Origin of the sequence: Haloimpatiens lingqiaonensis, from assembly GCF_901447495.1 — a bacterium.
Taxonomy (GTDB): Bacteria; Bacillota; Clostridia; order Clostridiales; family Clostridiaceae; genus Haloimpatiens; species Haloimpatiens lingqiaonensis.
In genome coordinates this window covers 75611-98359 of record NZ_CABDWS010000001.1, presented here as the reverse complement: position 1 = coordinate 98359, position 22749 = coordinate 75611, and the positions used below count along the sequence as shown (strand labels likewise).

General features: G+C 31.1%; 18 protein-coding genes. 13 read left to right on the top strand and 5 right to left on the bottom strand.

Annotated features, from left to right (window positions below):
- Nucleotides 1-264 precede the first annotated feature (264 nt).
- On the bottom strand, nucleotides 265-1101 hold the full coding sequence (locus FGK85_RS00460; protein ID WP_138202744.1) for a YjjW family glycine radical enzyme activase: 837 nt from the start codon (nucleotides 1099-1101) through the stop codon (nucleotides 265-267).
- Nucleotides 1094-2587, bottom strand: coding sequence for a YjjI family glycine radical enzyme (locus FGK85_RS00455; protein ID WP_138202742.1), 1494 nt, complete (start codon nucleotides 2585-2587; stop codon nucleotides 1094-1096). The genes FGK85_RS00460 and FGK85_RS00455 overlap by 8 nt, the downstream gene beginning before the upstream one ends.
- Nucleotides 2588-3396: 809 nt before the next feature.
- Between FGK85_RS00455 and FGK85_RS00450 the strand changes: the two genes are divergently transcribed.
- Nucleotides 3397-3981, top strand: coding sequence for a GerMN domain-containing protein (locus FGK85_RS00450; RefSeq protein ID WP_138202740.1), 585 nt, complete (start codon nucleotides 3397-3399; stop codon nucleotides 3979-3981).
- A gap of 130 nt (nucleotides 3982-4111) precedes the next feature.
- Here FGK85_RS00450 and FGK85_RS00445 read toward each other — a convergent pair whose 3' ends face one another.
- Nucleotides 4112-5446, bottom strand: coding sequence for an aminotransferase class V-fold PLP-dependent enzyme (locus FGK85_RS00445; protein ID WP_138202738.1), 1335 nt, complete (start codon nucleotides 5444-5446; stop codon nucleotides 4112-4114).
- Between the two features lie 352 nt (nucleotides 5447-5798).
- Here FGK85_RS00445 and FGK85_RS15675 point away from each other — a divergent pair, with 352 nt between their 5' ends.
- The gene (locus tag FGK85_RS15675) at nucleotides 5799-5921 is read left to right on the top strand and encodes a hypothetical protein (RefSeq protein WP_279232893.1); all 123 of its coding nucleotides are present in this window, start codon (nucleotides 5799-5801) and stop codon (nucleotides 5919-5921) included.
- Nucleotides 5922-6126: 205 nt separating this feature from the next.
- Here the strand turns inward: FGK85_RS15675 and FGK85_RS00440 are convergent, their stop codons facing one another.
- Nucleotides 6127-6942: a TIM barrel protein gene (locus FGK85_RS00440; protein ID WP_138202736.1), complete on the bottom strand. Its 816-nt coding sequence runs from the start codon at nucleotides 6940-6942 to the stop codon at nucleotides 6127-6129.
- A gap of 791 nt (nucleotides 6943-7733) precedes the next feature.
- Between FGK85_RS00440 and recJ the strand changes: the two genes are divergently transcribed.
- Entirely contained in the window at nucleotides 7734-9494 is a 1761-nt protein-coding gene (gene recJ, locus FGK85_RS00435; protein WP_138202734.1) for a single-stranded-DNA-specific exonuclease RecJ, read from the top strand.
- A 98-nt stretch (nucleotides 9495-9592) separates the two neighbouring features.
- Here the strand turns inward: recJ and FGK85_RS00430 are convergent, their stop codons facing one another.
- Nucleotides 9593-9769 carry an alpha/beta-type small acid-soluble spore protein gene (locus tag FGK85_RS00430; RefSeq protein WP_035289760.1) on the bottom strand — a complete coding sequence of 59 codons (177 nt, stop codon included), beginning with the start codon at nucleotides 9767-9769 and terminating at the stop codon, nucleotides 9593-9595.
- Nucleotides 9770-10158: 389 nt separating this feature from the next.
- Here FGK85_RS00430 and FGK85_RS00425 point away from each other — a divergent pair, with 389 nt between their 5' ends.
- The 10 genes from FGK85_RS00425 (at nucleotide 10159) to FGK85_RS00380 (ending at nucleotide 22745) form a co-directional block, all read left to right on the top strand.
- Complete coding sequence (locus tag FGK85_RS00425; RefSeq protein ID WP_138202732.1) at nucleotides 10159-11232, top strand: undecaprenyldiphospho-muramoylpentapeptide beta-N-acetylglucosaminyltransferase; 1074 nt, start codon at nucleotides 10159-10161, stop codon at nucleotides 11230-11232.
- A gap of 20 nt (nucleotides 11233-11252) precedes the next feature.
- The gene (locus FGK85_RS00420; RefSeq protein WP_138202730.1) at nucleotides 11253-12773 is read left to right on the top strand and encodes an MBL fold metallo-hydrolase RNA specificity domain-containing protein; all 1521 of its coding nucleotides are present in this window, start codon (nucleotides 11253-11255) and stop codon (nucleotides 12771-12773) included.
- Nucleotides 12774-12963: 190 nt separating this feature from the next.
- Nucleotides 12964-13392 (top strand): flavodoxin, encoded by a 429-nt coding sequence (locus tag FGK85_RS00415; RefSeq protein ID WP_138202728.1) that lies wholly within the window; start codon nucleotides 12964-12966, stop codon nucleotides 13390-13392.
- Nucleotides 13393-13471: 79 nt separating this feature from the next.
- Entirely contained in the window at nucleotides 13472-16999 is a 3528-nt protein-coding gene (nifJ, locus tag FGK85_RS00410) for a pyruvate:ferredoxin (flavodoxin) oxidoreductase (protein WP_138202726.1), read from the top strand.
- 732 nt (nucleotides 17000-17731) lie between these two features.
- Complete coding sequence (locus tag FGK85_RS00405; protein WP_138202724.1) at nucleotides 17732-18103, top strand: DUF1292 domain-containing protein; 372 nt, start codon at nucleotides 17732-17734, stop codon at nucleotides 18101-18103.
- 125 nt (nucleotides 18104-18228) lie between these two features.
- Entirely contained in the window at nucleotides 18229-18870 is a 642-nt protein-coding gene (locus tag FGK85_RS00400; protein ID WP_138202722.1) for an HAD-IB family hydrolase, read from the top strand.
- Between the two features lie 24 nt (nucleotides 18871-18894).
- A complete protein-coding gene (locus FGK85_RS00395; RefSeq protein WP_138202720.1) occupies nucleotides 18895-19716 on the top strand; it encodes an aminotransferase class IV in 822 nt (273 codons plus the stop codon).
- A 97-nt stretch (nucleotides 19717-19813) separates the two neighbouring features.
- Nucleotides 19814-21766, top strand: coding sequence for a flagellar assembly protein A (locus FGK85_RS00390; RefSeq protein WP_171011283.1), 1953 nt, complete (start codon nucleotides 19814-19816; stop codon nucleotides 21764-21766).
- A gap of 26 nt (nucleotides 21767-21792) precedes the next feature.
- Entirely contained in the window at nucleotides 21793-22230 is a 438-nt protein-coding gene (locus FGK85_RS00385; RefSeq protein ID WP_396276650.1) for a chemotaxis protein CheW, read from the top strand.
- A gap of 26 nt (nucleotides 22231-22256) precedes the next feature.
- Entirely contained in the window at nucleotides 22257-22745 is a 489-nt protein-coding gene (locus tag FGK85_RS00380) for a chemotaxis protein CheD (RefSeq protein WP_138202714.1), read from the top strand.
- The last annotated feature ends 4 nt before the right edge of the window (nucleotides 22746-22749 follow it).

Here is a 22749-nt window from a genome sequence, read left to right as displayed (position 1 = left end):
CAATATATATATTCACTAAAAAAGTTCATATTCCTTTTTAAAAATTCAAAATTTTATAGAATTTTAAAAGTTTTCTTTCATATCATTATAAATTTTGCAACAAATTATTGTGTTAAAGTGAAAAAGTGGTATAAAAAAGAGAAAAAAAGAGATGATTTTGTCATCATCTCTTTTAATAAAAGGTGAACTATTACCACTTACTTCGTTGAAGTGGTAGCTTCATTTAAACCTTCCTAACCACAAGGAGAATTTCGCACAATTAAGTTAAACTATAACTACATTTTTACAACCATTATTTATTGCTATTTGGTATAGTTCCTCCATGCATTCCTTAGAAGGAGTGTAGCTATTTATCATTTCTTCTCTAACACCTAATGGTCTGTATTTTATTATTTTATATATTATATTAGGATTTAAAGATGCTATTAAACTGCTGATCATGTGCACATTATGCTTGTTATCTAATAATTCTGGCACCACTACAGTTCTTATTTCATATAGCTTATCTAATTTACTAAGTTCAGTTATATTTTTTAGTACAATATTATTTTCCATAGAAGTGAGCATTTTATGCTCTTCTAATGGGTAAGACTTCAAATCTATCATAGCTTTATCCATAACCTGCAGAAGATTTTTATCCTCATATAAAGGTATGGAACCATTAGTGTCTACAAAACAAGTTAAGCCCAGTTTTTTAACTTCCTTAAATAGAGGAACTAAAAAATCCTTTTGAAGAGTACATTCACCGCCGGAAACCGTTATTCCCTCTATGAAAGGTCTTACTTTTTTAATTTGTAAAAGGATATTTTCTACAGACATCTCTTTTACCTTAGGTGAGGCATTATGAGTACAAGCTTTTAAGCATGCATCACATTTTATGCAAATTTCATCTCTCCAATGTACTTTGTTATCTTTATAATAAAGAGCCCCTTGGGGACAAACATCTATACATTTTCCACAATGGATACATTTATTTATGGTTTCAGGGTTATGGCAATAAAGGCAATTGAAGTTACAACCTTGAAGAAATATAGAGGTTCTATTGCCAGGACCATCCACTGCACTAAAGGGTATTATCCTATTTACTAGGGCTTTATTCATATTTTGTTACCCTTCTTTCAAGAACTCTTTGGTTTTTAACAGCGCCTAATCCTAAAACAACAGTGTCCTGAAGAGCTTGTTCTCCTTTTTCTAACTTTTCTATATCAGATTTTTTAACTAAATATCCAGTGATTCTAATAACATCAGAATCAGAGGAATAAAGGGAGAAGTATCTCATGTTTAAACTAAAAGCGCCTTTTATAATATCTAATATAAACTTAGGATTTCTTTTGGCAGTTTCCTCAAATGGGAATATATCTCCAATACCTGATGGAAAATATTTGTGGAAAGGTGCAGATTGAACTATGTGCTCATGAAGTTCTGGTTCTTCTCCTATAGGTATTCTGCAGCCAGGGGTTATATTTTTATCACTATCTATACCAACTTGAGCGTGAAGTAAATATTTATTTTTGGATTTTTCGCAGTAAGGAGCATTATGCTTAGAAACTTCCTCATTTAATCTTTCTATTATATCTAAGCCTAATTTATTAGCTTCTTCTCCATGACCAAATCTATCTTCTTTTTTATTAGAGGAGATGAAGTTATTTACACACTCTGCAAGACCGAACATTCCAAACATACCAGAGAAGTTTTCTCTAGATATTAAGCCTTCTTTTACAAGGAAGCTACTTTTAAAGAAACCGCTTTCCTCCACAAGAAATTTAACTCTCTTATCCATGTATCTAGTCATTCTGTCCACAGCGTTAGGAAGAATATTATTTAAAAAATCCTCTATACTTGATGCTTTTTTAGCTAGAAAAGCTAAGTTAAGTCTGCACAAAGTATAACTTCCGCCGCCAGTGTAAAGTCCGTTGTAACAGCTTACCACATTGTAATTTTCACCTAGTTCACTAGAAAACATTTCATCATTGGCAAAACTAGGTTTAGCAGTTAAAAGAGCTGTGTTTATACAGTCTATAGCAAAATCCTCTGGAGTGTTTTTATTATATTTAACAGTAATATTAGGAATAGCTGCCTGAAGTTCCCTTTGAACCTTTAATATTATTCTGCCTGCTTTTGAATCTCTTGGGCCAATATTGGCATGACAGAAGGAGTCAGTGATAGTTCTGTCAATGTGAAGTAAGAACATTTTTATAGCTTTATAAGCCTCTTGCTCATCCTTTACATAAGGATCTAATAAATAATCTATATTTCCTAAAGATACAGGAAAGGATGTAATAGATGGCACGTGTTTGTATAGAATAAGTAAATTGTTAACAGCATCCCATATATCATTAGCAGGGGTAAGACCTAAAAATTCACTGCCATTTTTCATGAACTTTTCATAGTCAGGTACAATGTATCTAGGTCTATAAGGTGCATGACCTTCGCCTAAATCACATATAATTCCCTTATCTAAATATTCTTTAGAGTCTTCATCTATGTTTAAAACATTTAAAGAATTTTCTGCAGCCCTTGCTAGGCTTAAAACCTTTTGTTCATAGGTTAAAGTGGTATCCTTTATAATATTTAATATGTTTTCCATAATTTAAATCACCTTTCCTTAGTATATTTATAGTATAAAAATATAAAATTGAGAATAAAGCTCTTTTATAAATCAACCAAAATCTGTAAAATAGAATAGGTAAAAGGTAAAAGGTAAAAGGTAAAAGGTAAAAGGTAAAAGGTAAAAGGTAAAAAGTAAGAAGTAATAGTTAAGGATAAAACTCAAGGAGTTTTTTATAATTAATTTGTGAATAAGTAACAAGAGATAGTAAGAAGTAATAGTTGTGGTGAAAATTCAGCTTTAATGAATTTTTTCAAGTCAATTTAGTTGAATAATTATAGTTTTTTTTACTATGACATTTATTCAATTAAAAATTTTCCGTAATGCAATTAAGGAAAATCTTCCTTACCTCTTACTTTTTACCTCTTACTTCTTACTTACTTCTTATCTACCTTACAAATTTATATTTTAAATTAAGAACATTTATTCATCTAATGTAGAGCTTAAAATTTATGTGTAACTGTTTACACATTTAAGTATAATAACTCATATATAATAATTTATATTAATTACATTTTACAATTTTTAAAGAAAAATATCAATTATAATGTGATAAATTTATACAAAATTCGTCATAAATACTATAGGAATAGCTGAAATAAATATATTAACATATATTGAACACTCATCGGTGAAAATGGTTTTATGTAAAATAATGTGGTATAATTTTAACCAAGAAGACCACACTTTACCGTGAGCAATTGAAGAAAATTTGCTATGGTTCGGATAAGACAAGGAGAAATTTTATTACCAAATTTAATATTTTACCAAATATAAGGAGGAAAATTATGAAAAAAATTATGTGCTTTATATTATGTTCTTTACTTACTATAAGTTTTGCAGGGTGCGGAAAAATTAACGCAAATTCTACTGAAACAGATCAAAAGGAAAAGCCAGCAGTGGCGTCAGAAAAAAAAGATGCTGATAAGGAAGCAGGACAAAAGCAGGAGGATGAAAAAAAACAAACTGCTACAAAGGTTTCTCTATATTTTGTAGATGATCAGGCTATGTATTTGAATAAAGAAGAAGTTGAATTAGATGAAGTTACTCCAGAAACTTTAATCCAAAAGCTAAAGGAAGGTCCAAAGGAAAAAAATCATTATGCTGCAGTGCCAAAGGACCTAGACATAAAGATAAATGTAAAAGAAAAGGTAGCTTATGTGGATTTGGAAAAGGATGTAGCTAAAAAGCTAAATGGTGGATCTACTGGAGAGAGTATGTTTATTTACTCCATAGTTAACACATTAACTTTAAACAAGGATTTAGGAATAAGTGAAGTTAAATTTTTGATAGAAGGAAAAGATACAGAAAGTATTAATGGACATATGGATACTAGTGGTAAATTTAAGGCTAATGAAAGTATAATTAAATAAAATAACAAAATTAAATCGGTTGCTAAATAACTTTTATATTAAATTCTAATAATGAAGATATGGTTATTTAGTAATAAAAACAACCTTTCTAGTAAATTCAATTCATTAGAAAGGTTGTTTTTATTACTATTTATTCACTAATAGTTTTAAATTTTTCTTTATTTTTAACAATATATTTAATGGCATTTATAAAAATATCTATTTCTTTAAAGCTGTTGTATAAGCCAAAGCTTATTCTTACTATGCCGTTCTTTGGATTATCAGGATGACGCATCATGTGTTCTATCTCATTTTGGGGAACATTTAAAAGTTTTTCTACATATGGATGTGCACAAAAACAGCCGCTTCTAACGCCAATGCCCCAGTAATTTGAAAGGGCTTTGGCCACATCTTCATGGTATAGACCCTTTATATTAAAAGGAATTATAGAAACTGTGTTTTCGTAATCATCTTTTTTACAGTATATTTGTACATCTTCTATATTTAAAAGTTTAGAAAGTGCATATTTTTTCAAAGTATCTTCATGTTTGTAAATTGTATCCATGCCAACAGAAGTTAAAACGTCTATTGAAGCACATAATGCAAGAGCACCCATTAAGTTTGGAGTACCTGCCTCCTGATTATCTGGAGAGTCTGCCCAGGCTATTTCCTCTGGAGTAACTATTTTGATAGTTCCGCCACCTACTTGCTCAGAAATATTGTTACTAAAAAAATCTTTAGGCCCAATTAAAGCACCACATCCAAAAGGAGCATACATTTTATGAGCAGAAAAGGCTAAAAAATCAATGTGACTGGAAGAATGGTGTGGTTTCATTGTAAAGGGTACGTGTGGTATAAGCTGAGCACCGTCCACTAAAATTTTTGCACCATTTTCATGAGCTAAGGAAGCTATTCTATGAAAGGGATTTATATAACCAGTTACATTTGATGCACCAGAAACAGCAACTAATTTAATTCTTCCCTTATATTTTTTTAGCTTATCCTCTAGGTCATCCATAGAAAGTTTGCCGTATTCATCCACTTCTATATAAACTACATTAAATTTATTTCTCCAAGGCAGATCATTAGAGTGATGCTCCATAAAAGTACATAATACCGTATCTCTGGCCTCACTACTTTTATCTTCTTTTAATAAATAGGAAAGTTTGTTAATACCCTCAGTGGTGTTTTTAACAAATAATACTTCATCCTTATTTAAATCAGCTTTAACGAAATTTGCAACCATAGTTCTACATAAATTATACATATCAGTAGAGAGTTTCGATTTATACCCAGTGCCTCTATGGATAGAGGAATACCAGGGAGCAAATTTATTTAATTTGTCCATAACAGCTAAAAATGGAGGTGTGGTAGCAGCGTTATCAAAATTTATATAGTAGGTAGAGGTACCATTAATTAAAGGAACAATACAGTTAGCTCCAACTACCAAACTCTTTAAATTTTTATTGTTTAAATTATTATTCATTTATATTACACCTCAATTGTGGGCAGTTTTTTAGTTCCCATTATTATTATATTAAGTTTAAAATTTTTAGTGATACAAAAGGGATAGAATAATTTATTGTATTCAGGAAAAAATAGAGATATAAATTAAGAAGGGAGTGAAAGATATGGCTAAGAAAGGTATGAAAAGACCTTCAATGGAAGAAAGCGCAAGACCTCAAAATAAAGGTAAGAAAAATAAAAAAGAAATAAATACCCCAGAGGAAAAATAAAGAGTATTAATAGCTAATACAATTATTTAGATACCAGTAGGGGATAATTGATTTTTTAGAAAAATAATATGTTATAGTTCACAATGATTAGGAGTGGAAAAAATGCATAGTCAGGGAAAAAAGGCTAAAAGAAAATCCAACCATCAAGCGGCAAAACCAGAAGTTATAGAAGATAAAGAATTTCAAAAGAACCCTAAAAAGGGTGCTATAGAAGGAACCCGCTAATATTTAAATCTAGCACCTAGTATCTATCATCACTAGTGACTAGGCACTAGGAACTGGAGACTGGGGAGTGGTGACTAATATAACTCCCCAATCCCCAGTCTCTAATCTCCAAAACATTAAAACAATAAAACAATAAAACAATAATATACAATCTAGCACCTAGCACCTAGCACCTAGCACCTAACATCTAGTCCCTATAAAGTGCCTATCCCCAAAAAGTTTCCTTAAGTAAAATAGCGTCCTTTTCTAAAATAGGGCTTTCACAAATAAGGCATCCTTTTACATTAAAATTCTTTAAAGCTTTTAGGCAAGCTTCATAATTAAAATCACTTTCTAATAGAGGAAGATGATTTTTTTCTCCTTTAGGGCCGTAATTTATTCCGGATAAATGCATATGTAAATCCTCTAAAGCATCTTTTCCTAAATTATTCTCTATGTATTTAAGAATATTTGCAAAATCATCATAATTTTTTAAAGCTCCATTATACCTGGCATGTAAATGAGAAAAATCTATACAAAGCTTACAGTGGGGCAAATCTTTGCATAGGGATACTAACTCTTCTAGAGAACCAAATTGTGTGCCTTTGCCAGTGGTTTCAAGTCTATAGTCTACTCCGAAATAAGGAAGTTTACTTAAATTTTCTTTAATTTTATTGAGAGTTTCTTCCTTACTCTTTTTCAAATAAAATCCAGGGTGAAATATAAGGCTTCTTCCACCTACCTTTTGTAGTGCTTCAGCCCCCTTTATTATTCTTTCTAAAGATTTTTCTTGCTTCTCTTCTTCTTCAGCATTTAAATTTATAAAATAAGAGCCATGGGCAGATAAATAAAAGTCATTTTCTTCCCTTGCTTTCAATATACCGTCTTTGTTTTTATCTGTTACATTTACAGATCTTACAAAGGGAAGTTCCATAGCATCCAATCCATAGTTTTTAAGATATTCAATTCCCGTTTTATATGTAAATTTTTTTTCATCTTCACCTAAAGGAAGTCCTGAAATACCAAATAATAATTTATCCATTTTACACAACCCTTTCACAGTAATTTAAAGAATTAAAAAATTCTATTAGTTTTAAAATAAATTAAAGATTTTATAAATGAAATTAAGAAAAGTCACATTAATTGATATTTATATTTTCAATTATTAACCAATATAAATTTTAAAAATCATTTGGCAAAGTTCAGTTGATTTATAATAAGTATGATTATTATAACATAAAGTAAACTATAATTTACGGCATTTTTAAATTTAACATAGTGCTTAAAATTTATGATAGAATAAAGTATATAATTATATTTTAGTATTAAGGATATTATTAGAACTAAATATAATATTAGAGTTAAATATAGAATTGGAATTAAGGATATTATTTATGTTATATATGTAAATTAACATAAACAGAGCTCTTAACTTCAGATGGAGTTTTTACTTCAACTGAAGGTTAGAGATCGTTATCCAGGGACGTAGCTGCCGTTATCTGCCACTTTGTCAGAAGTGGGAGTGTTACGGCAGGTAGTCATCGGATAAACAGAGCTCTTAACTTCAGATGGAGTTTTTACTTCAACTGAAGGTTAGAGATCGTTATCCAGGGACGTAGCTGCCGTTATCTGCCACTTTGTCAGAAGTGGGAGTGTTACGGCAGGTAGTCATCGGATAAACAGAGCTCTTAACTTCAGATGGAGTTTTTACTTCAACTGAAGGTTAGAGATCGTTATCCAGGGACGTAGCTGCCGTTATCTGCCACTTTGTCAGAAGTGGGAGTGTTACGGCAGGTAGTCATCGGATAAAACTTATAGAAAAAGGAGTAAAAAATGAAATCTAAATGGCTGCTTAGAAATACTAAAATTGATATTGAAAGAATATCAAGAGAAACAAATTTAAGTCCTACAGTGGTGAAAATTTTGATCCATAGAGGAATTATGGAAAGCGAAGATATAAAAAAATTTATAGAACCTTCAGTTAAAGATTTGCATAATCCTTTTTTAATGCAGGACATGGATAAAGGAACAGAAATAATAAAAGATGCTATAGAAAAGGCTGAAAAAATATGTATATATGGAGACTATGATGCGGATGGAGTAACTAGTACTGCTATATTATACAAGGCCTTAAAAGCTTGTGGAGCAGATGTTAAATACCATGTACCAGATAGGGAATCAGAAGGTTATGGTATGAACTGTGAAAGAATAAAGAAACTTAATGAAGAGGGAATAAATGTAATATTGACCTGTGACAATGGTATATCCTGTACTGAAGAAGTTAAATTAGCTAAGGAATTAGGTATGACTGTGGTTATAACAGATCACCACGAGCTTCCTTTCATAGAGGAAAATGGGAACAGGAAATATGTTTTACCAGAAGCAAATGCGGTTATCAATCCTAAGAGAAAAGACTGCAACTATCCTTTTAAGCTTTTGTGTGGGGCAGGCATTGCATTTAAATTTGCTGAAGTTTTATTTCAAAAGTTAGATGTTAACTATAATATAGATGAGTATATAGAACTAGCAGGCATTGGCACCATATGCGATATAGTGGATTTAATAGATGAAAATAGAATAATAGCCAAAAAAGCTTTAGAACAATTAAATAAAACTTCTAATTTAGGGTTAAAATGTTTAATAGAGCATATAGGGTGTAAGAGTATAAATTCCTATACCATCGGCTTCCAAATAGGACCATGCATAAATGCTACAGGCAGGTTGGAAAATGCATCTTTATCAGTGGAACTTTTGTTATGTAATGAAGAAAAGAGAGCTAAAGAGTTAGCTGAGATTTTATACGAATTAAATAAAAAAAGACAGGATATAACCAATGAAAATGTAGAAGAGATTATTGAAAGTATAGAAAAATCTTCTATGAAGGATCAAAAGGTATTTTTGATTTATAAAGAAAATGTACACGAAAGTATTGCAGGCATTGTGGCTGGAAAAATAAAAGAAAAGTATAATGTTCCAACTATCGTATTAACTAAGGGAAAAGAAATGCCAAAAGGTTCAGGTAGGTCAATAGAAGAGTATAATTTATTTGAAGAGCTTATAAAATGTAAAGAATATATATATAAATTTGGTGGACACCCTATGGCTGCAGGGCTTTCCATAGAACAAGAAAATATACCTAAATTAAGAGAAGCATTACTAAAAAATTGTAGCCTTACAGATGAGGATATAATACCCAAAATAAGAATAGACAAGAGATTGCCTTTGAGAGAGATTAATTTTGATATTATAAATCAAATAAAAATGTTAGAACCCTTTGGAAAAGGAAATCCAGCTCCTGTTTTAGCAGAAAAAAATATACCGGTAAAATCTATATCTATTTTAGGTAAGGATAAAAATACATTAAAGTTAAGGTGCATTTCTACAAGAGAAGGTAATTTTATGGATGCTCTTGGATTTGGTAAAGTGGAAGAGTTTATGGAATTATTAAGGGAAGAATACGGAGATGAATATTTAAGAGTATTAGAGAATCCACAAGGACTTAAGGTGGATCTTATATTTTCACCTTTCAAAAATAGTTATATGGACAGGGATTATCTTCAATTAAAAATAAACGATATTAGATTATCAAACTAAATTATAATGGTTAAGGGATATGGCGTTTTGCCATATCCCTCATATAGTTAATAAGCATTGAAACCATGTTTTGCGAAATGAGTATTATAGAGCTAATTTTATAAAGTTCTTTCGTATTGCTCTACCATTCGTTTAACCATTTCACCACCAACAGAACCACATTGTCTAGAAGTTAAATTACCATTGTAATCTGTAAATGGTACGCCTAGTTCATTAGCTACCTCCATTTTAAATCTGTTTAATCCATTTCTAGCTTCTGGTACTAAGTTTCTCATTTTAACAACCTCCTTTTTTATTGGTGTATTATTATTATTGCACATTTTCTATTAATTATATTGGTAGATTGAAGGATACACATGAAATACGTACAAGGTATAGAAAACAAATGTTCAATTGGAAGTTTTTTTGCTGAATTTTTATTTCATTGTACGGACAATGTGGTATATAATATGAATTAAGAATTAAGAATTAATAATTAAGAATTAATAATTAATAATTAACAATTAACAATTGACAATTGACAATTGAAAATATAAATTAAAGAAATTCCTAGGGAATTTCAAACTTCATTTTATATTTAAAACTAATAAATTTAAATTTAAAATTTTAGTAATTTCAATTACCAATGAAAGGTATAATAAAATTATAGTTAGAAGTAGGAAGGATGAAAAAGATGAAGATAATAATGACTGGTGGAGGTTCAGCGGGACATGTGACTCCTAACCTAGCGTTAATACCAAAGCTAAGAGAATTAGGATATGAAATAGAATATATAGGTAGTGAGCAGGGAATTGAAAGAAAAATAATAGAAGAGCAGGGAATAAAATATTATTCCATATCTACAGGAAAGTTTAGAAGATACTTTGATTTGAAAAATATATCCGATCCATTTAAGGTAATAAAGGGAGTATTTGAGGCAGCCTCTATAATTAAAAGAGAAAAACCTAAAGTGGTATTTTCAAAGGGTGGATTTGTTTCTGTACCAGTAGTTATAGGAGCTAGATTAAATAAAGTTCCAGTAGTTTCTCACGAATCAGACATGACACCGGGACTAGCAAATAAAATAGCCCTACCATACTGCAGTAAGATATGCGTTACTTTCCCTGAAACTTTAAAACATATAAAAAGTGGAAAGGGAATTGTAAGTGGAACTCCTATAAGAGAGGAGCTATTTGAAGGAAGTAAAATTAAGGCTTTACAAATATGTGGATTTACAGGAGAAAAGCCTGTTTTATTAGTAATAGGAGGAAGTTTAGGCTCCAAGTTTATAAATGATTTAATTAGGAATAATATAGATGAACTTCTTAATAAGTATGATATTATTCATATTTGTGGTAAAAATAATTTAGATACTTATTTAGAAGATAAAAAAGGATATAAACAGTACGAGTACGTAGGAGAAGAATTAAAACATTTTATGAATGCAGCGGATGTGGCAGTATCTAGAGCAGGAGCTAATGTGATATATGAATTATTAGCTTTAAATAAACCTAATTTATTAATACCACTATCTGCTAAAGTCAGCAGAGGAGATCAGATATTAAATGCTGATTCATTTAAAAGAAGTGGTTTCAGCAAAGTTCTTCAAGAAGAAGAAACTAGTGATGAAGTGTTTTTGCAAAATTTAGATGAGCTTTATAAAGAAAAGCATCTGTACATTAAAAAAATGCGTGAAAGCGGCATTAAAAATGGAACAGACATTATTATTGATACTATTGAGAAGATAGTTAAAAGGTAAAAAAAGGGGGAGTGTTGAGTATGGATTTAGAGTTTTATGGTGCAGCAGGGTGTGTAACTGGTTCTTGTCATGTTCTTAGATATGGTGGGAAAAAAATACTTTTAGATTGTGGTTTGTATCAAGGAAAAGATGAAAGGGAAAGGGGAAATAATATATTTCCCTTTAATCCAAAGGAAATAGACTATGTGATATTGTCTCATGCCCATATTGATCATAGTGGAAGAATTCCTCTTTTGTATAAAATGGGTTTTAAAGGGGAAGTTATTTGTACAGAAGCTACTATGGATTTATGCAGTGCAATGCTAAGAGATAGTGGTTTTATACAAGAGATGGAAGTAGAATGGAAAAACAGAAAGAGAATTAGACAGGGATTAGATACTATAGAACCTCTTTATACAGCTAAAATAGCAGAATTAAGTATGTATTTATTTAGAGGATATAAATATGATAAATTTATAGAATTATTTCCGGGTTTTAAAATTAGATTTAAAGATTCAGGGCATCTTTTAGGTGCAGCTATAGTTGAAATATTTATGCAAGAGGAACAGGAAGAAGTAAAACTAGTTTATAGTGGTGACTTAGGAAATATAAATGTTCCCATATTAAAAGATCCTACTATTATAGATTACGCTGATTATGTTATATTAGAAACAACATACGGTAATAGATATCACGGTAATATCACAAATCAGTTAGAGAAATTAGCTACTATAATAAAAAATACTATATCTAGGGGTGGAAATGTTATAATACCATCCTTTGCAGTGGGAAGAACTCAAGAAGTTCTATATTGTTTAAATAAATATGTGGAAAGTAATTTCTTTAAAAATGTTAAGTTTTTTGTAGACAGTCCTTTGGCCAATGAAACTACTAAGATATTTGAAAGACATACAGAAGAATATGATGAAGAAGCTAAAAAATTAATAAGAAAAGGGGATGACCCTTTAAATTTCAGTGGGCTTACTTTCGTGGACTCAGTAGAAAAATCTATACAGGTAAACAAAATACAAAGGGGCGCAGTGGTTATATCTGCTAGCGGCATGTGTGAAGCAGGAAGAATAAGACATCACTTAAAACACAACTTATGGAGAAAAGAAAGTTCTATAGTATTTGTAGGATATCAAGCAGAAGGAACTTTAGGATATAAAATATTAAATGGAGAAAAGAAGATTAAAATTTTTGGCGAAGAAATAGCAGTTAATGCAGAAATTCATAGGTTAGATGGACTTTCTGGTCATGCTGATAGGCAAGGACTCTTAAACTGGGTGGATGGGTTTAAAAATAAACCTAAGTGCATACTACTAGTTCACGGAGAAAAGGAAGTTCAAGAAAGCTTTAAAGAAGCTTTAGAAAGTAAAGGATATAATTCAAAAATAATGCAGTTAGGTGATTTATTTAATGGAAAGAATATTTTTAATGAAGATAAAATTTCAATTAAAGATAAAATAATTAAAAGAATAGATTCCTACGAAAAAATTCATAAGGACAATATAGATGAATTAATTAGAGAAATTAGAACAATAATAGAAAAAAGCGAATAATATAATATTTAATGGTAAATATACCATTGTATCAATGAAAAATATTTAAATAAAGGTAACAATATTTATTTAAATACTATATATATGAAACAATTGTTGAAATATTTTTTATATGGTATATAATAATATGTGGGTATTGAATATAAAATAGGATATTTTTTCTAAAACAAAGTGTTGAGAGGTGAGTTTTGTGAAAAAGATGTCAATTATTTACTGGAGCAATGGAGGGAATGTGGAAGTTTTAGCAAATAAGATAAAAGAAGGCGCTGAAAGTTCTAATGCAAAGGTAAACATTAAATTGGTTTCAGAAGCAAAGGTTCAAGAAGTTATAGACAGTGATGTAGTAGCCTTTGGAAGTCCTTCTATGGACAATAATAAAATTGAACAATTGGAAATGGAACCTTTTATTAATGAATTTAAAATGCTTCCTGTAAACGGTAAGAAGGTTGTGTTATTTGGATCTTACGGTTGGGACAATGGGCAATTCATGGAAGAATGGAAGGAAAAAATGATAGACTACGGATTCCATGTAGTGGATACTTTGGTAGTAAGAGAATCACCTAATGAAGAGCAGATGAATAGAGCTTACGAATTAGGGAAAAGTTTAGCTAATATATAGGCTGTGTAATTTAGCAGTCCTTACATATAAATAAAAATTGGCACTTAAAATTGCATATTTAAAGAAAGGAATGATTTAAATGAGTCCAATCCAAAGAAAATGGAAGACAATGGATGGTAATACTGCAGCAGCACACGTTGCTTATGCATTTACTGACGTTGCAGCAATTTACCCAATAACACCATCATCACCTATGGCAGAGCACGTAGATGAATGGGCAACTCAAGGAAGAAAGAATATATTTGGACAAACTGTAAGAGTAATGGAAATGCAATCCGAAGCTGGAGCAGCTGGTGCTGTTCACGGTTCATTACAAGCAGGTGCATTAACTTCAACATTCACAGCTTCTCAAGGATTATTATTAATGATCCCTAATATGTATAAAATTGCTGGAGAGCTTCTACCAGGAGTATTCCATGTAAGTGCTAGAGCTTTAGCTACACATGCTTTATCAATATTTGGAGACCATGGTGACGTAATGGCAGCAAGACAAACTGGTTTTGCACTATTAGCATCTGGCGGAGTTCAAGAAGTTATGGACCTTTCTCCAGTTGCACACCTTGCATCTATAGAAGGAAAAGTACCATTTGTAAACTTCTTCGATGGATTCAGAACTTCTCACGAAGTACAAAAGATACAAATGTGGGATTATGATGAACTTGCAAAAATGATAGATATGGATAAAGTTGAAGAATTTAGACAAAAAGCTTTAAATCCAGAGCATCCAGTAACTAGAGGTACTGCTCAAAACCCAGATATATACTTCCAAGGAAGAGAAGCTTCTAACAAATACTATGAAGCACTTCCAGAAATCGTAGAAAAATACATGGGTAAAATCAATGAATCTATAGGAACTAACTACCACCTATTCAACTACTATGGAGCAGAAGATGCTGAAAGAATGATAGTAGCTATGGGATCAGTTTGCGATACTATAGAAGAAACTGTTGATTACTTAATGAGCAAGGGAGAAAAAGTAGGTGTACTTAACGTTCACTTATATAGACCATTCTCATTAGAACATTTCTTTAAATATATACCAAAAACTGTTAAGAAAATAGCTGTTCTTGATAGAACTAAAGAACCAGGCTCAGAAGGAGAACCACTATACTTAGATGTAAGAAATGCATTCTTTGAAAAAGATAAAAATGTATTAATCGTTGGTGGAAGATATGGATTAGGTTCAAAAGATACAACTCCTTCACATATAGCAGCTGTTTATGAAAACTTAAATGCTGCAACACCAAAGAATGGATTTACTATAGGAATAGTTGATGATGTAACTAATACATCTCTAGAAATAAAAGAAACAGTTGTAACAGTTCCAGAAGGAACTTCTGAATGTAAATTCTGGGGTCTTGGATCAGACGGTACTGTTGGAGCTAATAAGAGTGCTATAAAGATCATAGGAGACCATACAGACATGTATGCTCAAGGATACTTTGCATATGACTCTAAAAAATCTGGTGGAGTTACAATATCTCACTTAAGATTTGGTAAAAAACCAATTAAATCTACTTATTTAATAAGTGCAGCTAACTATGTTGCTTGTCATAACCAAGCATATGTTTACAAATATGACGTATTAGCTGGAATTAAAGATGGTGGTATATTCCTATTAAACACTATATGGAATGAAGAAGAATTAGATAAAAACTTACCAGCAGCAATGAAAAAATATATTGCAGAACATAACATTAACTTCTACACAATAGATGCAGTTAAAATAGCTCAAAGCATCGGTCTTGGTGGAAGAATAAACATGATAATGCAATCTGCTTTCTTCAAACTAGCTAACATAATACCTGTAGAAGAAGCTGCTAAATATTTAAAAGATGCAGTTGTTCAAATGTACGGCAAAAAAGGTGAAAAAGTTGTTAACATGAACCATGCTGCTATAGATGCAGGTGCTGAAGGCGTAGTTAAAATAGAAGTTCCAGCAAGCTGGAAAGATTCTAAAGAAGAAGAATGCTGCTGCTGCGGAGGAGAAAGACCAGAATTCGTTAAAGAAGTAGCAGATGTTATGAATAGACAAGAAGGAGATAAGCTTCCTGTAAGCAAATTCATGGATTATGTAGATGGTACTATACCAGCTGGAACTGCAGCATACGAAAAGAGAGGTATAGCTGTAAATGTACCAGAATGGCAAATAGATAAATGTATACAATGTAACCAATGTTCATATGTATGTCCACATGCTGTTATAAGACCAGCTTTATTGACAGATGAAGAAGTTAAAAATGCACCAGAAGGATTTAAAGTAACTAAAGCAAATGGTGGAAAGAACTTCGAAGGATTAAACTTTGCTATGACTATAAGTGTTATGGACTGTACAGGATGCGGAAGCTGTGCTGAAGTATGTCCTGCTAAGGAAAAAGCACTTATCATGAAACCACTTGGAGAGCAATACAATGAACAAGCAGGTTTTGATTATGCAGCTAAACTTCCTAAGAGAAATCCAATGGGATCAGCTAGTGTAAAAGGAAGCCAATTTGAGCAACCACTTCTAGAGTTCAGCGGAGCTTGTGGTGGATGTGGAGAAACTCCATATGCTAAACTTGTAACTCAATTATTTGGAGACAGAATGATGGTAGCAAATGCTACAGGATGTTCTTCAATTTGGGGAGGATCATCACCAGCATCTCCATATACTGTAAACCAAAATGGTCATGGACCAGCTTGGGCTAACTCATTATTCGAAGACAATGCTGAATTTGGTCTTGGAATGTACCTAGGAGTTAAAGCTATAAGAGAAACTCTTGCTGAAACAGTTAAGGAAGCTATAGAAGGAAATCATGTAAGTGATGACTTAAAAGCTGCTTTAAATGAATGGCTATCAGTTGTGAATAAAGGTGATGAATCAAAAGCTGCAGCAGCTAAGATATTACCATTATTAGAAGCTGAAAAAGATAAAAATGATTTCACTAAGAAAATGCACGCTAGAAAAGAATACTTCACTAAGAAATCTCAATGGATATTTGGTGGAGACGGTTGGGCTTACGATATAGGATACGGCGGATTAGACCACGTTCTAGCAACTGGAGAAGACGTAAATGTTCTTGTATTTGATACAGAAGTTTACTCTAATACAGGCGGACAATCTTCTAAAGCTACTCCAACAGCAGCTATAGCTAAATTTGCAGCTGGTGGAAAGAGAACTAAGAAGAAAGACCTTGGAATGATGGCTATGAGCTATGGCTATGTTTATGTTGCTCAAATAGCTATGGGAGCTGACAAAAACCAAACTCTTAAAGCTATAAAAGAAGCAGAAGCTTATGAAGGACCATCATTAATAATTGCTTATGCTCCATGTATAAACCACGGATTAAAATCAGGCATGGGCAAGAGCCAATTAGAAGAAAAGAAAGCAGTAGATTGCGGATACTGGGCATTATATAGATATAACCCTGCAGTGGCTGAAGATGGTAAGAACCCATTCTCACTAGATTCTAAAGAGCCAACAGGTGACTTCAAGGAATTCTTATTAGGTGAAGTTAGATATGCATCACTTCAAAAAGTGTTCCCAGATCAAGCAGATTCACTATTTGACTTAAACGAAAAACAAGCTAAAGACAGAATAGCAAACTACAAAAGACTTGCTGAATAATTAGCTTAAAAAATTATACAACTAAAAATAAAAAAGGATTATTTTCCACTTGTGGGGAATAGTCCTTTTTTATTTTTAGTTATTGAATTTTTGGAGTTATAAAATAAACAGAGCTCTTAACTTCAGATGGAGTTTTTACTCCAACTGAAGGTTAGGGATCGTTATCCAGGGACGTAGCTGCCGTTATCTCCCACTTTGTTAGAAGTGGGAGTGTTACGGCAGGTAGTCATCGGATAAAAATATAAAATTTACAGGTAAGTAATGGGATTAGTTAAGAAGTAAGAAGTAAAAAGTAAGGTGAAGGATAAAACTCAAGGAGTTTTTTATAATTAATTTGTGATAGTAAGAAATATTACTTAAAGAACTGGTAAGCCAGCAGACCAATAGGTGGCAAAATGGCTACACTTTACACTACACGATTAATCATATCCAATAAATCATATATGATTAACCTACCGAATTTGGCAAAAGATTTATAGTTTAAATTAAACTAATCAGTACAAAATATTAATAGAAAGGAGATGATATTATTATGGATAGAATGATGAGAAGGATGAGAATGAGAAGGTCAATAAATGATATGGGAAGAACTATGAAAAGGATGATAAGAAGGGCAAAAAGAATGTTTTAGACTGAAAAAAATATATTTTATGAAATAATTTTAAAAAAGACTTTTAAAATTATCAAATTAAGGGTAAAATTATACCATAACCTATAAGGGGAGGTATAACTATGAATAATGAAGAAATAAAAAAATGTTGCTGCAATGAAGAAGAAAATCATAGCTGTTGTGGAGAGCATGGTGAAGATCATGGATGCTGTGGTGGACATGAGCATGATCATGAATGTGGATGTGGTTGTGGCGAACATGAAGCTTTAATGGTAGACTTAGAAGATGAAAATGGAAACGTAGTAAAATGCGAAGTAGTAGATGGATTTTCATATAAAGAAAATGAATATGCTATTGTTCAAAACCCAGAAGATGGATCAGTATATCTATTCAAAGTAATAGGTGATGGAGAAGAAATAGCAGAACTTGCTATACCAGATGATGAGGAATTTGATGAAGTTAAAGAATACTATGAAAGCTTATTAGAAGATTAATAAAGTAAAGAGTCGCTGCTTATGCATCGGCTCTTTATTTTAAATTAATATATTAAATTAAAATTAGTGTTAATATAGAATTAGAGATAATTGGTATAAGGTAAATATATGTTTGGAGGATTGTTATGGAAAAATTAGCTATATTTGATGTGGATTATACTTTAACTAAAAGAGAAACCGCTATGGAATTTATGTTTTTTATGATGAAAAAAAATCCCAAATTTATAATTCACTTTCCAAAGAGTGCTATATCAGCATTTTTTTATGCTATAAAGGTATATGATGCAGGTAAAGCAAAGGAAAAATTTTTAGGATTTATAAAAGGTATTGAAGAAAAACATATGCAGGATACAGTAAAAGAATTTTATAGAGAAAAGTTAAGTAAAATACTTTACAAAGATGCCATAGATACCATGAAAAAACTAAAATCAGAGGGATACAGAATAATTCTAATATCCGCTTCAGCAGAATTTTATTTAAATCAATTATATAACATAAAAGAAGTGGATAAAATTATGGGAACTAGATTTGAAGTGGTGGATGGAATACACGGAAGCAAGATAATAGGAAAAAACTGCAAGGGTGAAGAAAAGGTAAAAAGATTAAAAGAATATATTAAAAAAGAAGGAATAGAAGTAGATTTCAAGAATTCTTATATGTTTTCTGATTCCATGGCGGATTTACCACTGTTTAAATTAGTTGGTAAACCTTATTTAATTAATGCAAGGAAAAAGAAAGATAATATAGAAGTATTATATTGGAAGTAATTTTATGAAAGGGATGTTGTAGTTATGTCTGAGTGCATAAAAGATTTTTATATATTAAATGGTGAAATTAAAAATACTAATTGTTTCCATGAAAAATATTTAAAGGAAGGAAGAGCTCTTTATGAAGTAATAAGAATAATAGATGGAGTGCCATTGTATTTAGAAAATCATTTAGAGAGGCTTCAAAATACTGCTAAATTAACAGGTGATAAATTGTGGCTTACTGTAGAAGAAATAAAAAATAATATGCAGAAGCTTGTAAAAATAAATGATGTTAAAATAGGAAACATTAAGATGGTATTTAATTTTAATGAGAATAAGGATTTTTTAGTTTATTTTGTAAAACATAGTTATCCAACAGAACAGATGTATAAAGAAGGAGTAAAAACTATACTTTACCATGGCGAGAGAACTAATCCAAAGGCTAAAGTTATAGATATGGAATTTAGAAGCAAAGTCACAGAAGAAATAAATAAAAATCAGGCTTTTGAAGCTATACTAGTGGATAGAGAAGGATATATAACTGAAGGAAGTAAATCAAATATATTTATGATACAAGGCAGTGAAGTTATAACATCACCGTGTGATAAAGTGCTTCCAGGGGTTACAAGGGCTATGATTATCCATATATGCAACAATATAGGTGTAAATGTCAGGGAAGAAAGATTCCATTTTAAAAATATAGATAAGCTAGATGCCCTATTTATATCAGGCACTTCTCCAAAGGTATTGCCTATAAAACAAGTGGGAGAATTTAAATTTAATTCTTCTAACAATGCAGTTTTAAACAATATAAGAATTGAATATGATAAAAATATTGAAAATTACATAAAAGAAAAACTATAAATTATGGATTATTAAATAAAGATTAGGCATAAGTTGACGATAAAATAAGAAATGAGTATTTTTAAGATAAAAAATGTTGTAAATGTGGGGGAAAGTTATGCAGATATTAAGTTTTACGTGTAAAACCTTGAAGGATTGTATAGTAGAGGCTTGTAAAAAGCTTAATATATCTGAAGATAAACTACAATATACAATTATAGAAAGTAAAAAGGGGTTATTTATTAGTAAGGTTACTATAGAAGTTAAAGTGGATGAAAGTGGAAATGATCTTAGTGAAGAAAATGAAGATAATTATGAAGTTAACTATGAAGAGAAAAATGGTACTGCAAGGGTTGAAAATGGAAAAGTAATTATTAAAGCTGCTAAAGAAGGGGGCAGGAATCCACAAATTTTACCACCTAAGAATTTAAGTGTATTTGTAGATGGTAGGGAAATTAAAGAATTAACAGTGGTAAATGAAAATAGCATAATCCAAATTTGCAATGAAGATGAACCACCTAAAAGATTTTTACATATCCAAATGGATAATAATAAGATGCATGCTTTTGTGACAATAAATTATGTTCCTCAATGCGTATATAAATTTAAGGATGCTAAAGAAACAAATATTTTAATATTAGAGAAAGAGATTTTAGAAGAGAAGTATCCTCCAACATATAAAGAAGCTGAAATAATGGAAGCCTTAAGGGAGAGAAATATAACTTATGGAATAATTAGGGAAAATTTATGTAAATGCTTAGATGAAAATGGAGTGGAGGATATTCTAGTAGCAAAGGGCATTCCTTTTATAGAAGATCAGCATGACATAATAGATATAAAATTTAATGATGAAGCTTTAACTGAAGAAATGCTAGATGAAATGCAAAAGGTAGATTTTAAAAATTTACATTCCATAAAAGAGGTAAAAAAAGGTGATACAATAGCAGTAAGGCATTCTGGAAAAGAAGGTAAGGATGGTATAAATATATTTGGAAAGCTTGTAAAAAGGCCTAAGGCTAAGAAAAAACTTTTAAAAGTAGGACAAGGTGCCTTGATTAAGGGAAATACAGTTATTGCAGGCTTAGAAGGAAAACCTGTTTATAAAAATGGAACTTTTTACGTTTTCCCAGTGCATGAAGTTATGGGAGATGTGGACATTGCTAATGGCAATATAGATTTTATAGGAGAGGTAATTATACATGGAAGTGTAAAAGAGGGTATGGAGGTCAAGGCCCATGGTAAAATTGCTATAGATAATAATGTTGCTGGGGCGAAAGTCTTTAGTAAAAGTGATATAAATATACAAAAAAATATCATATCTTCTGAGATTGCCGCCGGGGGAGAAGATGTAGAAATTTTAAATAGAATAGACTGCCTAGATAAAATGAAGGATAGCATAAGGGAATTAATAAAAGCTGCAGATGAAATAAAAGCATTAACAAATAATGTGAATAAAGATGGAGAAATAGTTAAACTTCTTATAGAAAATAAATATAAGAATATACCTAAGATTTTTTTTAAAATGTTAAAATACAAATGTTCTGATGGAGAAGAAAAAAATGAAATTATAGATATAATAAAAAATAAGTTAATAGGGCTAGGACCTATAGAAATACAAAGTGTAAATGAATTGTACAAAATAGTAGAAATGATAGAAGATAAATTAAAGGAATTAAATAAAAACATAGCGTTGCCGGTAGATGTGAATATATCCTACTGTCAAGATAGTGTAATTAAAAGTTCTGGAAGTATATATGTAAATGGAAAAGGAGAATATGTTTCAGATATTTTAGCCAAGTACGAAGTTATATTTACTAACGAAAATGCAGTGGCTAGAGGGGGCTTAATTAAAGCAGATAATAAAATACAATGTGCTGAAGTAGGCAGCGAAGGTGGCGTAGTTACAAAACTTCAAGTTGCAAAAAAAGGTCATATATTTGCAAAAAAAGCTTACCAGAATACTGTTTTTATTGTAGGAAGTAGAGAATTCGTATTAGATACTTATAGCAGAGATGTGCATGTGTATTTAGATACTCATGGAGATATAAGTGTAGATAGATTAAACGGATAGGAGGTTTTATTGTGAACCAAGAGGATATGAAGGTATTGATATTTAATATTAACAAGGAATATTATGCAGCGGACATAATGGAGGTTGAAAGAATACTGGGATATACAGAACCAACAAAATTACCGGATAGTCCCGAATTTGTTGAAGGCGTTATAAATTATGAAGATGGGGTATTGCCAGTAATATCTTTGGGTAAAAAATTCAATTTACCTGTGGAAAATATTTCAGAGGATAGTAAGATAATTGTTGCAAAAAATGCTGATGAAAGAATAGGCATAATCGTAGATGTGGTATCAGAAGTTAAGGATATAAAAGCTCATAACATAGAAAAAACTCCGGATGTAGCTGCAGCTATATCAAAGAGATATATAAAGGGACTTATAAAATTAGATGGGGAAATAATAATATTTTTAAATTTGTTATCAATACTAAGTGATGAGGAAAAGAAAGAAATAGTAAGTTAAATAATATTTCACAGAGGAGATAGGTTATGGAGTTGCAAGACATAAGAATTGGGATAGCAGACTTAAATGTGGCAAGTTCTCCTAATAGGCTTATAACTATAGGGTTGGGTTCTTGCATAGGAATAGCTTTATACGATAATATAAGCAAAATAGGGGGACTTGCCCATATTATGCTGCCAAATAGTAAGCAGTTTTCCAATGTAACTAATCCAGCTAAATTTGCAGATTTAGCTATTCCAATGTTAGTAAATAGCATGAAGAGTAAGGGAGCTAGGGAGAAAAATTTAAGAGCCAAAATAGCTGGTGGAGCTTCAATGTTTAATTTTTCAGATAAAAGCATGATAATGGATATAGGCAATAGGAATAGTCAGCAGGTAATTGAAACTTTAAACCAAATGTCAATACCTATTATTTCTCAAGATATAGGTGGAAATAAAGGAAGAACCATGATACTGTATACTGAAAACGGAAAGGTAGAAATTAAAACCGTTGGTATGGGTGTAAAAGAAATATAAAAAA

Excerpts from the sequence above, each read along its gene's own strand:
- FGK85_RS00460 (WP_138202744.1), bottom strand. The coding sequence starts at position 1,101 with ATGAATAAAGCCCTAGTAAATAGGATAATACCCTTTAGTGCAGTGGAT.
- FGK85_RS00455 (WP_138202742.1), bottom strand. The coding sequence starts at position 2,587 with ATGGAAAACATATTAAATATTATAAAGGATACCACTTTAACCTATGAA.
- FGK85_RS00450 (WP_138202740.1), top strand. The coding sequence starts at position 3,397 with ATGAAAAAAATTATGTGCTTTATATTATGTTCTTTACTTACTATAAGT.
- FGK85_RS00445 (WP_138202738.1), bottom strand. The coding sequence starts at position 5,446 with ATGAATAATAATTTAAACAATAAAAATTTAAAGAGTTTGGTAGTTGGA.
- FGK85_RS15675 (WP_279232893.1), top strand. The coding sequence starts at position 5,799 with ATGCATAGTCAGGGAAAAAAGGCTAAAAGAAAATCCAACCATCAAGCG.
- FGK85_RS00440 (WP_138202736.1), bottom strand. The coding sequence starts at position 6,942 with ATGGATAAATTATTATTTGGTATTTCAGGACTTCCTTTAGGTGAAGAT.
- recJ (WP_138202734.1), top strand. The coding sequence starts at position 7,734 with ATGAAATCTAAATGGCTGCTTAGAAATACTAAAATTGATATTGAAAGA.
- FGK85_RS00430 (WP_035289760.1), bottom strand. The coding sequence starts at position 9,769 with ATGAGAAACTTAGTACCAGAAGCTAGAAATGGATTAAACAGATTTAAA.
- FGK85_RS00425 (WP_138202732.1), top strand. The coding sequence starts at position 10,159 with ATGAAAAAGATGAAGATAATAATGACTGGTGGAGGTTCAGCGGGACAT.
- FGK85_RS00420 (WP_138202730.1), top strand. The coding sequence starts at position 11,253 with ATGGATTTAGAGTTTTATGGTGCAGCAGGGTGTGTAACTGGTTCTTGT.
- nifJ (WP_138202726.1), top strand. The coding sequence starts at position 13,472 with ATGAGTCCAATCCAAAGAAAATGGAAGACAATGGATGGTAATACTGCA.
- FGK85_RS00405 (WP_138202724.1), top strand. The coding sequence starts at position 17,732 with ATGAATAATGAAGAAATAAAAAAATGTTGCTGCAATGAAGAAGAAAAT.
- FGK85_RS00400 (WP_138202722.1), top strand. The coding sequence starts at position 18,229 with ATGGAAAAATTAGCTATATTTGATGTGGATTATACTTTAACTAAAAGA.
- FGK85_RS00395 (WP_138202720.1), top strand. The coding sequence starts at position 18,895 with ATGTCTGAGTGCATAAAAGATTTTTATATATTAAATGGTGAAATTAAA.
- FGK85_RS00390 (WP_171011283.1), top strand. The coding sequence starts at position 19,814 with ATGCAGATATTAAGTTTTACGTGTAAAACCTTGAAGGATTGTATAGTA.
- FGK85_RS00385 (WP_396276650.1), top strand. The coding sequence starts at position 21,793 with ATGAAGGTATTGATATTTAATATTAACAAGGAATATTATGCAGCGGAC.
- FGK85_RS00380 (WP_138202714.1), top strand. The coding sequence starts at position 22,257 with ATGGAGTTGCAAGACATAAGAATTGGGATAGCAGACTTAAATGTGGCA.